The sequence below is a fragment of the Mesorhizobium sp. M1348 genome (genome assembly GCF_040317925.1).
Classification (GTDB): domain Bacteria; phylum Pseudomonadota; class Alphaproteobacteria; order Rhizobiales; family Rhizobiaceae; genus Mesorhizobium.
The window spans coordinates 141,067-153,983 of record NZ_JAMYLH010000002.1; the positions used below are offsets into that span (position 1 = coordinate 141,067).

Sequence of the window (12,917 nt, forward strand, 5' to 3'; positions counted from 1 at the left end):
CTGCCTCAGGCGGCCGAGCGCCGTCCCGGCATTGGCCCCGGCGCGACATGACCGATCGGCGTGACCAGCGTCAGGTCGGGATAGCCGCTCTCGATGAGCGCGACCGCGGCCTGCGTCACCTCGTCGTCCGGCTCCAGCATGGAGAGCAAGACCTCGGTCCCCTCGCCCACCAGGCGGCTGATGCCTTGCGCGTCGGCCGGTCCGCATTCGACCACGACCAGATCATAGGCGGTGGTCAGCGACTGCATGATGATCGGCAGCCGGTCGGCGGCGCGCATGGCGCGGACCGGATCGGCTGTGCCGACGGGAATAACGTGGCAGTCCGAATAGAGATCGGGGTGGATCACATCGCTGAACTGCGCTTGCGAGGCGAGCAGATCGGTGATGCCCGGAAACAGCCCGCTGTCCAGCATCGGCCGCGAGGCGGCACCCGAAGCGGTGAGATCAAGCAGCAGCACGCGTAGCCCGGCGTCGGAGACTGCGCGCGCCACCAGCACCGCCGAGGCGGTCGCCTCGTCGCCTTCTGGCGACACGAATATGGCGCGGGCGGCACCGGTGGCGATCAGTTTTTCCGCGGCCTTGTCGATGTCGACCTCGCCGAGGGTAGAACGTGCCGGTTCAATGTCTCCAGCAGCCATCTCAGAGTACTCCGGTTCGATTTTCTCGGCAGCCGCTTCCGCCACCGCGACGGGTTCCGGCTCCACTTTGGTTTCGATAATCTTGTCGTCGTCGGTCTCATCGATCTCGACGACTGCCGGTTCGGGCCGGGCAACCGGCGGGCCGGGCTCGGCCATTACGCGGTCGGCCTGGACAGCCGGCATCGCAACCTGCTCGATGCGCTCGAAATGGGCACCGGCGGCCGGACGCATGGCGCGGCCGGAAAACAGTTCCTGCAGCAGCGTGACGATCGCCATGATGAGCAACGAGCCGACAAAGGCCGCACTGACAATCGGACCAATCTTGGGGAAATAGGGTTCGGTCGGCACCTGGGCCTCCGAAAAAACGCGAGCGTCGACAGGCAGGTAGTTGCGATCCTTGCGTGCGGCCGCCTGGAGATAGCTGGACGAATAGAGATCGAGCTGCTGACGCTTGGTCGCGGCATCACGCTGCAGCGCATCGAGTTCCACCTGCTCTTCGCCGGCGCGGGCGGACGCCGCCTTCAGCGTGTTGACGTCGGCCATGAGTTGAGCCTCTCGCGCCTTCGCCGTCTCGGCCTGCGCCATCAGACCCTTCATGATCTTTTCCGCTTCGTTGCGGATCTGGCGGTCGAGATCGGCGAGCTGCGACTTCAGCGCGCGGATGCGCGGATGGTTGTCGAGCAAGGTGGTGGAAAGGTCGGCGATGTTGTTCTTGAGTTCGACTTGCCGCTCGCGCAGGCGCTGGATCAGTTCGGAAGACAACACCTCCGGAACGGCATCCAGCGAGCCGCCATTACGCAACGCCCTGCGCACGCTGTCGGCGGTCGCGTCCGCCGAAGCGCGGTTGGCGCGCACCCGTGACAGTTCGCTCGACAATTCGGACAGCTGCTGGGTGGCAAGCACCGAATTGTTGTTGCCCATCAAAAGATCGGACTGCGCACGGAATGCGGCAACCTTGGCTTCCGCCTCCTTCACCCGATTCTGCAGATCCGCGATTTCCGGCGCCAGAAAGTCGGTGGCGGCAGAATTCGATTCGAGCTTGGCATTGCCCTTGGAGGCGATATAGGCGTTTGCAATGGCGTTCGGGATCGCGGCGGCAAGCTTTGGATCCTCCGACGAGAACTCGATTGCTATCGCGCGGGTTTTTTCGACGCCATAGACGTTGAGCTTCTCATGCATTGCGTCCAGCACGCGCTCTTCCAGCGGGATCTCGAAGGGATCGCTTTTCAAGCCAACGAGGACAAGGGTGCGGCTCAGCGCCGACATCTTCAGCGCCTCGTCGAATTCGGGCAATTTCGCGAGGTTGAGCTTCGCCGCCACCTGTTTGAGGATGTCGGGGGACGAAATTATCTGGACCTCGGTGGCCACAGCCTCTTCGTCGGGAATCGACCGCTCGTTGCCGTTGGTACCGGCCGGCCGCGTGAACTCCGATTCTCGAGGCCCGATCTCCAGCTTGGCTGCCGCCTTGTATTCGGGCGTTGCAAGCCAGGCGAGCGCAAAGGCCAGGCCGGTTACCACCAGCGCGACGACAACGATGCGCAGCCAGTTTCGCGTCAGGCTGGCGAAAAGCTGCCTGAGATCGACGTCGACATCTGCGGCCGCGGATTGAACGGACATGCATCCCTGCTCCGGTACTGAGTCAGCATGCACCGTAAACAACTATGGTAACTCAGCCGTTAATATCGCGGTAAGAACCTGTTAGGCTCTACTAACAAGCCGCAAACAAGAGGCTGAAAACCATCTGCATTGGTCGATCGGCCCCGCATCGGCCGTGCGCCTTTACCGGCCATTAACCCTAACAGGATGATAACCGAGCTCGATCGTTAAGGTTTGCCGCAGAGTCGCCGGCTATTCAAAGGTACGTGTCCGCTCATGAAAAGCACTGCTCCCCTTTTCCGCGCGCTGCTTGCCGTATCGATGCTTTCGGGCTGCTCCAGCTACCGGCCGACGCCGGCCGCATTCCATGAAGTGCTCGACCAGCCCTATCGCCTCGGTGCCGGCGACCGCGTCCGCGTCACCGTGTTCGAGCAGGAAGGATTGACGAACACCTACAGCGTCGACCAGTCCGGCTATCTCTCGCTGCCGCTCGTCGGCAACGTGCCGGCGCGCGGCCATACCGCCCAGCAGCTCGAGGGCGAGATCGCCGAGAAACTGCGCCAGGGCTATTTGCGGGATCCCGACGTTTCGGTCGAAATCGATCGCTACCGACCGATCTTCGTCATGGGTGAAGTGGGCGCGGCGGGCCAGTATTCCTACGTTCCGGGCCTGACCGTGCAGAAAGCCGTCGCAATCGCCGGCGGGTTCACGCCGCGCGCCAACCAGGAAAGCGTCGACATTACCCGCGACATCAACGGCAAAGTGATAACTGGACGCGTGGTGACCTCCGACCCGCTGTTGCCCGGGGATACAGTCTACGTTCGCGAACGCCTGTTTTGATGTGCTGACCAAGTGGCGGACACACTCAGGATCGTCCACTGCTTTCGCTCACCGGTCGGAGGCATCTTCCGGCACGTGCGCGACCTGACCGAGGCTCAGGTCGCCGCCGGCCATGCCGTCGGCATCGTCTGCGATTCGACGACTGGGGGCGATTTCGAGGAACGGCTGTTCGAACAGATGAAAGGCAGCCTGGCGCTCGGTATTCACCGCACGCCGATGCAGCGGCATGTCGGGCCGGGCGATCTCGCCTCGGCCCGGCGCACCTATAGGATCATAAAAGAATTGCGGCCGGACGTGCTGCACGGGCATGGCGCCAAAGGTGGCGCCTATGCCCGTCTGTTCGGCTCATTGTTGCGGGTATCCAGGTCTCGCGTAGCCCGCCTTTATTCGCCGCATGGCGGCTCGCTCCACTATGACGAGACCACCGCCATGGGGAAGCTGTTCTTCGCGCTCGAGCGCTTCATGGCTCGCTTCACCGATTGCCTGTTGTTTGTTTCCGATTATGAGCGGCGGACTTATCGCAGGAAGGTCGGCGAGCCGCCCATTCCGAACGCTCTCGTCCACAACGGCCTGCGCGCCGCCGAGTTCGAGCCGGTGCGGACCGAGCACAATGCGGTTGACCTCCTCTATATCGGCATGATGCGAGACCTCAAAGGCCCGGACATCTTCATCGATGCGCTGGGGATAGCCGCAACGGGGCTCGGCCGCCCATTGAAAGCGCTGATGGTCGGCGATGGCGACGACCTGCCGCGCTATCGCGCCCAGGTGAATCAGAGCGGCCTGGACGTCGGTTTCCTGCCGCCGATGCCAGCCCGGCTCGCCTTCGCGCTGGCCAAGCTGGTCGTCGTTCCCTCGCGTGCGGAAGCCATGCCCTACATCGTTCTGGAAGCACTCGCCGCCGGCAAGCCGATCATTGCGACGTCGGTCGGGGGCATACCGGAAATCTTCGACACCGGCTCGCCTTCCCTGATCCGGCCCGACCCACGCGAACTTGGCGACAAGATAAGCACTGCACTGGCCGATCTCGACGCCTACAAGGGCCTGATGCCCGGCGCCGCCAACCTCAAGGCACGCTTCGGCGCCGATGTAATGGCCGCTGAAATCGAAAAAGCTTATTTCGCCGCGCTCAAACAATAGAGCAACTGGTTCCACTCGGCTGCAAAACGCCCTTGGTGAAAGCGTCTCCAAAGCCATCTGTTGTTTCAAGGGTTTCTTAGCTCTCTTTTGCTATTCACGTGAGGGAAACCTACGGACGCCCCATGAACGAAATCGATCCCGCGCGCCGTTTTTCGCTAGACGCGGTGCGCAAATTCGACGCCCCTGCCGAGAACAACACGGCCGGCGGCATGAACGACGTCGCCCGCCAGGTCGCCTCGCAATACCGGCGCGATACGATGTCGCCGATCATGGTGAGCGGCGTCCTGCGCATGGTTGAATTCGCGCTGCTGTTGGTGTCAGGTCTGGCCGTCTATTTCTATTACGTCGGCTTTTTCAACTATCTTGCCTGGCAGTACTCACTGACGATCGCCGCCACCTCGTTCCTCGCGGTCGTTCTGCTCGACGTCACCGACTGCTACCAGATCGTCGCGCTGATGCGGCCGATCGCCAATTTCGGCCGGCTCCTGCTCGTCTGGGCCGGAACCTTCGCCTTGATGGCGCTCACCGCCTTCACCATGAAAATGTCGGAAGACTATTCGCGCCTGCTCTTCGGCACGTGGTTCATCGTCGGTTTCGTGCTGATACTGGGTCTCCGCCTGGTGATGTCGAAGCTGATTCGGCGATGGGCGCGCGACGGGCGGATGGAGCGCCGCGCCGTCATCGTCGGCGGCGGCAAGGCGGCAGAGGTGCTGATCCGCTCGGTCGAAAAGCAGCCCTACAACGACATTCGCATTTGCGGCATCTTCGACGACCGCGGCGACAAGCGGTCGCCGCCGGTTGTCGCCGGTTATCCCAAGCTCGGCACAATTTCCGAACTCATCGAATTTGCCCGCATCGCGCGCATCGACATGCTGATCGTGTCGCTGCCGCTGACCGCGGAATCGCGCGTGCTGCAACTATTGAAGAAGCTGTGGGTGCTGCCGGTCGACATCCGGCTGTCGGCGCATTCGAACGCACTGCAGTTCAGGCCGCGTGCCTATTCCTACATCGGCTCGGTGCCGATGCTCGATATCTTCGACAAGCCGATCAACGACTGGGATTCGGTCGCCAAGCGCGCCTTCGACATTGTCTTTTCGATCATCGGCATCATCGTGTTCTCGCCGGTGATGCTGGCGACCGCAATCGCGATCAAACTCGACAGCAAGGGGCCGGTGCTGTTCCACCAGAAACGACACGGCTTCAACAACGAGATCATCGAGGTCTACAAGTTCCGGTCGATGTACACCGACAAGGCCGACCCGACGGCGAAGCAGACCGTGACCAAGAACGATCCACGCGTCACCCGCGTCGGCCGCTTCATCCGCAAGACCTCGATCGACGAATTGCCGCAGTTCTTCAATTCGCTGTTCGGTTCGCTGTCGCTGGTCGGGCCGCGCCCGCACGCCATTGCCGCGCAGTCGCACAACCTCCTCTACAATGAAGTGGTCGACGGCTATTTCGCCCGCCACAAGGTCAAGCCCGGTGTGACCGGCTGGGCGCAGATCAATGGCTGGCGCGGCGAGATGGACACCAACGAGAAGATTCGCATGCGGACGGAATACGACCTCTATTACATCGAGAACTGGTCGCTCTTGTTCGACCTCAGAATCCTGTTCCTGACGCCGATCCGTCTACTCAATACGGAAAACGCGTATTGAGCGCGACGGCCTACGAATTGCCGGCGGCGGCGGTCAACGCCAAGCTGATCGCACTGATTGCGTCGGGGGCGGTTTTCCTCGGCGTCTTCCTGTCCGGCTTCGTCATTGCCGAGCCCGCGCCGTACGACCTCTATATGATCGGGCTGATCGTGGTGTGGCCCTTCTTCGGCATGCGCATACAGCGCGCGGCGGTGCCGCTGCTGGTGCTGCTGGTTATCATGAACATCGGCGGTATGATCTCGATGACGCAGATGTCGGACCTCGCCGGCACGCCGCTCTATCTAGCCGTCTCGCTGTTCCTGGCCTTCACGGCCGTGTTCTTTGCTTCGGTAACGGCCGTCCAGCCCAGTCTCTACCGGGTGATCTTCGTCGCTTATGTGATGTCGGCGGTGCTGACCTCGCTGGTCGGCATAGCCGGCTATTTCCATGCCTTTCCAGGAGCGGAGATCTTCACCAAATACGACCGCGCCGCCGGCGCCTTCCAGGACCCGAACGTGTTCGGGCCTTTCCTGGTGCTGCCGGGCATCTACCTGCTCTATCTGCTGCTTACCGGCTCGGTCGCGCGCATGCCGCTATTGGCGGTGCCGCTGCTGATCATCACCGCCGGCATCTTCTTTTCCTTTTCGCGCGGCGCCTGGGGCATGTTCGCCGTTTCAGCGATCCTGCTGACCGGTGCCTTGTTCCTGCAGAGCGCCAGCGGCAAGTTCCGGCTGCGCGTCGTCGTCATGACCATCGCCGCCGTCGGACTGCTGGTCATCGCAACGATCGTCATCCTGCAACTGCCGGGCGTCGCGGAGATGTTCTCGAACCGCGCACAGCTCGAACAAAGCTACGACACCGCCCGCCTCGGCCGCTTCGCCCGCTACACGATCGGCTTTCAGATGGCACTGGAGCATCCGTTCGGCATCGGCCCGCTCGTCTTCGGCAAGATGTTCGGCGAGGACACGCACGACATCTGGCTGAAGATGCTGATGGATTACGGCTGGCTCGGCTTCGTGTCGTTCCTGACGCTGACGTGCTGGACGATCGCCGCCGGCTTCCGAATTCTGCTGCGCGACCGGCCCTGGCAGCCTTATCTTCTATGCGCCTACGTCGCCTTCATCGGCAATATCGGGCTCGGCACCTTCATCGACATCGACCACTGGCGCCATGTCTACCTGCTGCTCGGCCTGATCTGGGGTGCCATCGCGCTCGAATACCGCCACCAGTGGCAGTTGCGGGCGGCGCAGCGACCGGCAATCCCCGTTGCTGTTGCTTCAGGCAGGACAGCAACCGAATTCGGTTGACCGGAGCCTGTCTATCACGATACATCGCGACCGGTCCGGAGTGTAGCGCAGCCCGGTAGCGCACTTGACTGGGGGTCAAGGGGTCGTCGGTTCGAATCCGGCCACTCCGACCATTAAAATCCAAAGGCTTAGCCAGTTTCCCCCCAAACTGGCTATGCAGTCAGTAGCCGCATGGCACCGCCCAGCCGATGGGCCGCGGACGCGGTTTTCGGCGGCCTTGATGTTGCGCGGACTGGGCCAGGAGGCGATGGCGCCCGGCTTTCAGACGATCACCGATTGCATGACCGAGGCCGGCTCGACGTGGGGAGATCATGCGGTCCCTCAGTCGGCTGATCGCGGCCGACAAGAGGCGGCCGGCGCCGGCACTTACAATTTTACGCCCAGGTACAAAGATCATATTAGCCAGAGCGAACACAACGATTTCCGCGTTGATGCCGCAACGAAAGCTGCTTGCCCACGTTGCCATTGATCCGAAGCTCCACCAGGAGGACCATATGGCCGACGACAAGAGCACGCGCGACCGAGACCGCCTGGGGTCCAGCCAGGACTATGACTTGGAGCATTTCGCGCGGCAGAATGGCATCGCCGTGGACCAGGTCCCCGAACTGATCCGGGCCAATGACAACGACCGCGCGGGCGTTGCGGAAGCCACCAAGGCCCTCCGGCGGGCGGCCGGCCGGAGCCGATCGGACGGCAAGGGAGATCCGCCAGGAAAGAGCACGAATGCACCTCGGCGAAGCGAAACTGATTGCCAAAAAAGGTGATTGTCACCAATGGGCGAGGACGAGACCGACCGCGAGCGTATCAAGTATCTTCATGCGCGGCTGCTCGCAGATGAGACCGGTATAACGGAGGCGCAGGCCCGCGATCTCATCGAAATGATTGGAATTGACCACGCATCACTCGTGCGCGAGGCACGGATGCTGAAGTCTAGCCAGAAGCCCGCCGAGAAACCGCGCGGTAGTGGCTAGGTAAGCTTTGCCAACCGTCACCCGTCAGCCTGTGTTCCACCTTCAATAAAAAAGGTCCCGCCGCACATGCCAGAACGGCGGGACTCGATCAGGCGCCTTGCATCAGGCAGGGGTGACTCGGGGGTTGGGCATGCCCGGTGCGCGCGGATCGTAATGAACCCTAGGCGCATCAGCTGCAATGCGTCCACCAACCGTCGGTTGGAAAGGACTAGTTCAACGCCGGCGGCTGGCCTGGCCTGAAACTTTTCAGGGCGGCAGCGATGCCCATCATGACGGAGGGGTCAGGAAAGTCGAGCAAGCGCAACGTGCCCGGCCCTCGTTGCTTGCGGGAATGCCGGAAGCATCAATGGCAGCAAGCATGAAGAACCCAACCTGGATGCTGGCGGCATGCGAACGAAACGTGGCAGCTCACTCCGCCGGTTTCCGTGAAGACGCCTGCCGCCAAGATGGCGACGAGCGCATCGTCCGCTACCGCGATTGGCGGCTGAACGCAAACAAGCACGCCGCGTCTTTCGGCACGGCGGGCTTCAGGCAGAAAATCAGTCGTAGATCTTAACAATTTTGCGGGTACCTGGATCCACCAGGACGGTTCGTCCCTCGACGACTACATAGCGGTACTGAACGTCCGGCACTTCGTAAAGCTCGACTGTGTCGGGCAGAGCGGTGCCAATGTTGAGCTCAACACCGGGAAGGCTCAGGGATGCTATCGGCTTCTTCTTTACATACTCCCGGATCACCATGTCTTGCTCAGGCTGAATGATGACGTCCTGGGCGGCGGCAGTTCCAATACCTACGAAAAGAAAAATTCCTGTCGCAGCAGATAAGAGTTACTTTCCCATATAGCAGTCCTCCAGCAAGGCAACCTTCCGCTACAGCGCTTGATGCTCCCGTGCGGGGCTACTTACCTAAACGGGCCAAAGGACTTGTTGTTCCGCTGGCGGTGGGCGAACCCCTCTGCCACGGCCATGAGGCCGCCAACGAACAAGCGCACGCTCAAGGCTTAGTTTCTTCCTGAGGAGGAGCTTTTGGGTCAGGACAATCAGGATAGGGCAATTCTTCACACGGAGAGGGCCTGTCGCCAACGCTGCCATAACGTTCCACGAGTTTTGCGAAACCGTAGGCGAAGGCGAAAAGAAGCGCGAGGACAACCGCTATTCGGACGGCCATACCGTATTGTAGCAGGATCCTCCCATTGGAGCGCGGGCGGCGTTTTTAATACGTTCGAATGTTGAGTTCGAAAAAGGTTGGCTCTAGTTGAATTGCCGTCGTCCGCAGTTGTAAGGGCGAGCGGACGCTTCGAAGATGACACGCCCTTTCGCCCTTTTCGGGAGAGATGCAATGTCGCTTCAAGGAGCTACCTGTCCTGCCGAGCTGACCATGTTGACCAAAGCACTTGATGCCCGATTCCGTGAATTAGGCCTCGCTGACGGCGATAAAGGCAGAGAAGTGCTCGGCCGCAGGGTGATGGATTTGTTCGAAAGTGGTCAGCTCAGCGCCGAAGATTTGAGACTGGCTCTGAGCGGCGAGATTTTTAACGCCAAAAATCCTCCGGCCGGAGCCGGTGGGCTTTGATACGGCAAGCGACTATCCGCGCAACCATTTGAATTATTGGTCCAGCGTAGGCTTCCGTGCACGCAAGGGCGCGCGTGAACAAATGTGATTTTGCGGTCGGTGCCAGACGGGCTAATCTTCCCAACGAATATCCAATGAAAGAGGAGAATGATCATGAAGACATTCCTCGCAATAGCCGCCGCACTGACCATGTTCATATCAGCTGCCTCTGCGGATTGCCCCGCGCATTCAAAGGTCCAGGCATCGGTCGACACGCAGACGAGGACAGCGAGTGTCGAGAAGGCCGATATGTCGACTGCCACGGACGCTCAGACGATCAAGAAAGAAGAGCCACAGAAGACCGAATAGCGGTAACGCTCAGCGGATCCCGCGACCCGGATAAATGGCTACTGGCACACATCCACCCACTCGGCGTCGACGAGTTCGGCCAGGCTTTGCGGGCTGAGCCGCACGGCGGCATTCGTCGCGCCTGCCGCCGGGACGACCTCGTCAAAGGCGCGCAGCGAGATGTCGCAGTAGACCGGGAGCGGCGCCGGTAGGCCGAACGGGCACACCCCACCGACGGGATGATCGGTCGCTGCGAGCACCTGCTCGGCATCCAGCATTCGCGCCTTGCCACCAAACCGGTCCTTGAATTTGCGATTGTCCAGCCTGGAGATCCCGCTGGCCACGATCAGCATCGTCTGGTCGCCGGCGCGCAAGCAGATCGTCTTGGCAATCTGCGCCGGCGCTACGCCATGCGCTTCGGCGGCCAGAGGCACCGTCGCCGAGCTTGCCTCCGTGACGATGACGTCAATGTCGGGCGCGTGGGCGGCGAAGAAGGCGCGAACGGATTCGAGGCTCATCTCCAGCAATTTCCGTCTGGCGTCGCCGTGGCGGCCGGCAAGTCCACTACGTGGCCGAAAAAACGAAGCCCGCCAGGGCGACCCATGGCGAGCTCGTGGAATAAAAGCATGGTACGCCGCTACGACACGGATCGCCTTTTGGCAGGCAACACGGCTTCGTCAAACAGAGCGCTTTCCGGAAGTTGAAGCGCGGAGGCAATACGCCGACGTTTCGAAGGATCGGCATCCTTGCCGCTTTCAATGTCGGCGATCTCATAGGCTGCCAGCCCGCACGCCAGGGACAGCTCTTCGATGCTGTATCCACGGGCTTCCCGGGCGGTTCGGACGGCACTGCGTTCAGGCGTAACCGCGCTCGCCGCCAGTTCGGAGTAAGCTTCGCGTTTTGCTATTTGGGGCATTGGCAACTCCGTGGGATGAAAGAGTTAGATCAAATCATGTTTTTGCCTGAGACGATCGGGAGAATGCCCGCTCGCCGGTGATTTGCCAAGCATCAAAGATAGCGTCACGGCATCGTGAACCGACGCCGGAATGAATGGCGGATGCCGGCGAGCTGACATCTGGCCGGATCGTCAGCAGACACAGTTCGGAAACAAAATTCTACAGGCCGGAAAAACTGCCGAAAAACTCCAAGGCGATAGTCCCAACCGCAGCGCTCGAGTCACCGACCTGAATCAGTGACGCTCAAATTCCGCCTGCGCAAAAAGGAAACGATGTCATGAACAAGCCTCTTCTCTCCGCCCTTGGGCGGCGCTCTTGCCGGGCTTTCCGTGTCGGCGAAAAAGGGCGGCGGTCCGCTGACCACCGCCATTTGCTTATCTCAACGTGCCGATCTTGAACGCCCTCGCGGTGCTTGTTGCTGCCGGCCGCCGAGGAACAGACTGGCGACCAGCCCGACCAGAACCAGCCCGACAGCGGCCGCCGTCGCCGGGTGATCTCGGGCGGTCTTCTCGATCGCCCGGCCTTGCCTTCTGATTGTCGGCAAGGCGTCGCCGAGGCGCTCAGTGATATCCGAATAATAATCCGACGCGGTATCGCGCCCGTCTTCGTAAAAGGCGCCGCCCTGCTTCAACACGGCTTTCTTCAAGGTGGCCAGTTCCCTGGTCAAGGCCGCGACCTGCTTGTTCAGATCGGTGTCGGAGATGCTCGAAAGCGATGCCATGACGTGCTTCCTTCAGCTGTAGAAGGAAGCCTAACGCATGACCCTGAAGACCGTTCCGGTCAGCCCGGCGGGCTCTAGCGAACCTGATCGAGCAGGCGCTTGCATTCAAGGAGGTCGAACAGCGCCTCCTGCAGCAAAGCGCGATTGTCACGGGAAAGTTTTGACGTGTCCGGCGGAACCGGACCTTCCTCGTCGGTCTTGCCGATGCCGAAAAAACGACGGCTGGGTTTCACCCTCGGCTGGCCGACCAGCATTTCGTCGTCCGGGCCGCGCGGCTGCGCCGCTTGCGTCAGCGGTACCGTGTCAGCCTGTCGGCGCTGCGAGATCGCCTCGACCGCCGCCATGTCGCCACTGCCGACGGCGATCAGAAACTGGTTGCCGTTCTCGCGCAACAGCTTCTGCACCCCCTTGATCGTATAGCCCTGATCGTAGAGCATATGGCGAATACCCTTGATCAGTTCGACGTCCTGCGGACGGTAGTAGCGGCGGCCGCCGCCGCGCTTCATCGGCTTGATCTGGTTGAAACGCGTCTCCCAGAAGCGCAGCACGTGCTGCGGCAAATCCAGATCCTCCGCGACCTCGCTGATGGTGCGGAAAGCATCAGGGCTCTTGTCCATGGGCGAATCCTCACGCTAGAGCATGATCGCGAAGGCGGGAACCGGGTTCGGGCGACATCACGCTTAACAAAGAGAGCAGCTTTCCGTCCCGCCGGAGCGGATCACACCCAAATACCGATCCGGCCTACCGAATCGCATCTTATTTCAGCGGTTTATGAAACAATATTCAAGCCCAGCGCAAAAGCAGGGTTCGTTTTTCAACCGAAGCCTGGAGCATGATTCTCGGCAAAGTGGATCGGGCGTCTACTTGCTGCCCTTGGCTTTGCTGTTTTGATGGGAGCGCAGGATACGGTTCTTCAGCACGTTCGACGACTTGAAGGTCATCACCCGGCGCGGCAGGATCGGCACTTCCTCACCGGTCTTGGGATTGCGCCCGATGCGCTCGTTTTTGGAGCGGACGTGGAAGGTCGCGAAGGACGACAGCTTCACCGTCTCGCCGCGAACGATCGCCTCGCAGATCTCATTCAGCACCGCCTCGACAAGCTCGGCCGATTCAGTACGCGACAGCCCAACCTTGCGGTAAACGGCTTCGGCGAGGTCGGCGCGCGTAAGTGTCTTTCCCCCCATACGAACCGTCCCATCAGCTCAAAAACATAAA

16 protein-coding genes and 1 tRNA gene are annotated in these 12,917 nt (G+C 61.2%); 10 read left to right on the forward strand and 7 right to left on the reverse strand.

The window, feature by feature from the left end; genetic code table 11:
• Positions 1–5: 5 nt before the first annotated feature.
• Positions 6–2,255 (reverse strand): GumC family protein, encoded by a 2,250-nt coding sequence (locus NKH13_RS04730; protein WP_352714799.1) that lies wholly within the window; start codon positions 2,253–2,255, stop codon positions 6–8.
• Positions 2,256–2,510: 255 nt separating this feature from the next.
• Here NKH13_RS04730 and NKH13_RS04735 point away from each other — a divergent pair, with 255 nt between their 5' ends.
• The 8 genes from NKH13_RS04735 to NKH13_RS04770 all read left to right on the forward strand — a co-directional run bounded on the left by NKH13_RS04735 (position 2,511) and on the right by NKH13_RS04770 (position 8,682).
• Positions 2,511–3,074, forward strand: a complete 564-nt coding sequence (locus NKH13_RS04735) for a polysaccharide biosynthesis/export family protein (protein WP_254817578.1) — start codon at positions 2,511–2,513, stop codon at positions 3,072–3,074.
• A 12-nt stretch (positions 3,075–3,086) separates the two neighbouring features.
• Positions 3,087–4,211 (forward strand): glycosyltransferase family 4 protein, encoded by a 1,125-nt coding sequence (locus NKH13_RS04740; RefSeq protein WP_352714801.1) that lies wholly within the window; start codon positions 3,087–3,089, stop codon positions 4,209–4,211.
• A gap of 122 nt (positions 4,212–4,333) precedes the next feature.
• Entirely contained in the window at positions 4,334–5,869 is a 1,536-nt protein-coding gene (locus NKH13_RS04745; protein ID WP_352910867.1) for an undecaprenyl-phosphate glucose phosphotransferase, read from the forward strand.
• The gene (locus NKH13_RS04750; protein WP_352910870.1) at positions 5,866–7,155 is read left to right on the forward strand and encodes an O-antigen ligase family protein; all 1,290 of its coding nucleotides are present in this window, start codon (positions 5,866–5,868) and stop codon (positions 7,153–7,155) included. Before NKH13_RS04745 ends, NKH13_RS04750 begins: the two co-directional genes overlap by 4 nt.
• Before the next feature lie 36 nt (positions 7,156–7,191).
• Positions 7,192–7,268, forward strand: a tRNA-Pro gene (locus NKH13_RS04755).
• 381 nt (positions 7,269–7,649) lie between these two features.
• The gene (locus tag NKH13_RS04760; protein ID WP_352714807.1) at positions 7,650–7,919 is read left to right on the forward strand and encodes a hypothetical protein; all 270 of its coding nucleotides are present in this window, start codon (positions 7,650–7,652) and stop codon (positions 7,917–7,919) included.
• Between the two features lie 9 nt (positions 7,920–7,928).
• Complete coding sequence (locus NKH13_RS04765) at positions 7,929–8,126, forward strand: hypothetical protein (protein WP_352910872.1); 198 nt, start codon at positions 7,929–7,931, stop codon at positions 8,124–8,126.
• A 346-nt stretch (positions 8,127–8,472) separates the two neighbouring features.
• Entirely contained in the window at positions 8,473–8,682 is a 210-nt protein-coding gene (locus tag NKH13_RS04770; protein ID WP_352714811.1) for a hypothetical protein, read from the forward strand.
• Here NKH13_RS04770 and NKH13_RS04775 read toward each other — a convergent pair.
• Positions 8,666–8,932 (reverse strand): DUF1236 domain-containing protein, encoded by a 267-nt coding sequence (locus NKH13_RS04775; RefSeq protein ID WP_352715231.1) that lies wholly within the window; start codon positions 8,930–8,932, stop codon positions 8,666–8,668. The two genes, NKH13_RS04770 and NKH13_RS04775, sit on opposite strands and share 17 nt — an antisense overlap.
• A gap of 532 nt (positions 8,933–9,464) precedes the next feature.
• Here NKH13_RS04775 and NKH13_RS04780 point away from each other — a divergent pair.
• Positions 9,465–9,698, forward strand: a complete 234-nt coding sequence (locus NKH13_RS04780; protein ID WP_352714813.1) for a hypothetical protein — start codon at positions 9,465–9,467, stop codon at positions 9,696–9,698.
• Positions 9,699–9,851: 153 nt separating this feature from the next.
• Complete coding sequence (locus NKH13_RS04785) at positions 9,852–10,046, forward strand: hypothetical protein (protein ID WP_352714814.1); 195 nt, start codon at positions 9,852–9,854, stop codon at positions 10,044–10,046.
• A 38-nt stretch (positions 10,047–10,084) separates the two neighbouring features.
• On the opposite strand, the gene NKH13_RS04790 is transcribed toward NKH13_RS04785, so the two are convergent.
• The 5 genes from NKH13_RS04790 to NKH13_RS04810 all read right to left on the reverse strand — a co-directional run bounded on the left by NKH13_RS04790 (position 10,085) and on the right by NKH13_RS04810 (position 12,886).
• On the reverse strand, positions 10,085–10,543 hold the full coding sequence (locus NKH13_RS04790; RefSeq protein ID WP_352715232.1) for a YbaK/EbsC family protein: 459 nt from the start codon (positions 10,541–10,543) through the stop codon (positions 10,085–10,087).
• Positions 10,544–10,662: 119 nt separating this feature from the next.
• Positions 10,663–10,941 carry a helix-turn-helix domain-containing protein gene (locus tag NKH13_RS04795; RefSeq protein ID WP_352714816.1) on the reverse strand — a complete coding sequence of 93 codons (279 nt, stop codon included), beginning with the start codon at positions 10,939–10,941 and terminating at the stop codon, positions 10,663–10,665.
• 419 nt (positions 10,942–11,360) lie between these two features.
• A complete protein-coding gene (locus NKH13_RS04800) occupies positions 11,361–11,702 on the reverse strand; it encodes a hypothetical protein (protein ID WP_352714818.1) in 342 nt (113 codons plus the stop codon).
• Between the two features lie 74 nt (positions 11,703–11,776).
• Positions 11,777–12,319: a MerR family transcriptional regulator gene (locus NKH13_RS04805; protein WP_023674511.1), complete on the reverse strand. Its 543-nt coding sequence runs from the start codon at positions 12,317–12,319 to the stop codon at positions 11,777–11,779.
• Between the two features lie 243 nt (positions 12,320–12,562).
• Positions 12,563–12,886, reverse strand: coding sequence for an integration host factor subunit alpha (locus NKH13_RS04810; RefSeq protein ID WP_023717292.1), 324 nt, complete (start codon positions 12,884–12,886; stop codon positions 12,563–12,565).
• Between the last annotated feature and the right edge of the window lie 31 nt (positions 12,887–12,917).

Coding starts and splice junctions, on each gene's coding strand:
- NKH13_RS04730 (WP_352714799.1), bottom strand. CDS start 2,255: ATGTCCGTTCAATCCGCGGCCGCAGATGTCGACGTCGATCTCAGGCAG.
- NKH13_RS04735 (WP_254817578.1), top strand. CDS start 2,511: ATGAAAAGCACTGCTCCCCTTTTCCGCGCGCTGCTTGCCGTATCGATG.
- NKH13_RS04745 (WP_352910867.1), top strand. CDS start 4,334: ATGAACGAAATCGATCCCGCGCGCCGTTTTTCGCTAGACGCGGTGCGC.
- NKH13_RS04760 (WP_352714807.1), top strand. CDS start 7,650: ATGGCCGACGACAAGAGCACGCGCGACCGAGACCGCCTGGGGTCCAGC.
- NKH13_RS04765 (WP_352910872.1), top strand. CDS start 7,929: ATGGGCGAGGACGAGACCGACCGCGAGCGTATCAAGTATCTTCATGCG.
- NKH13_RS04770 (WP_352714811.1), top strand. CDS start 8,473: ATGGCAGCAAGCATGAAGAACCCAACCTGGATGCTGGCGGCATGCGAA.
- NKH13_RS04780 (WP_352714813.1), top strand. CDS start 9,465: ATGTCGCTTCAAGGAGCTACCTGTCCTGCCGAGCTGACCATGTTGACC.
- NKH13_RS04785 (WP_352714814.1), top strand. CDS start 9,852: ATGAAGACATTCCTCGCAATAGCCGCCGCACTGACCATGTTCATATCA.
- NKH13_RS04790 (WP_352715232.1), bottom strand. CDS start 10,543: ATGAGCCTCGAATCCGTTCGCGCCTTCTTCGCCGCCCACGCGCCCGAC.
- NKH13_RS04795 (WP_352714816.1), bottom strand. CDS start 10,941: ATGCCCCAAATAGCAAAACGCGAAGCTTACTCCGAACTGGCGGCGAGC.
- NKH13_RS04800 (WP_352714818.1), bottom strand. CDS start 11,702: ATGGCATCGCTTTCGAGCATCTCCGACACCGATCTGAACAAGCAGGTC.
- NKH13_RS04805 (WP_023674511.1), bottom strand. CDS start 12,319: ATGGACAAGAGCCCTGATGCTTTCCGCACCATCAGCGAGGTCGCGGAG.
- NKH13_RS04810 (WP_023717292.1), bottom strand. CDS start 12,886: ATGGGGGGAAAGACACTTACGCGCGCCGACCTCGCCGAAGCCGTTTAC.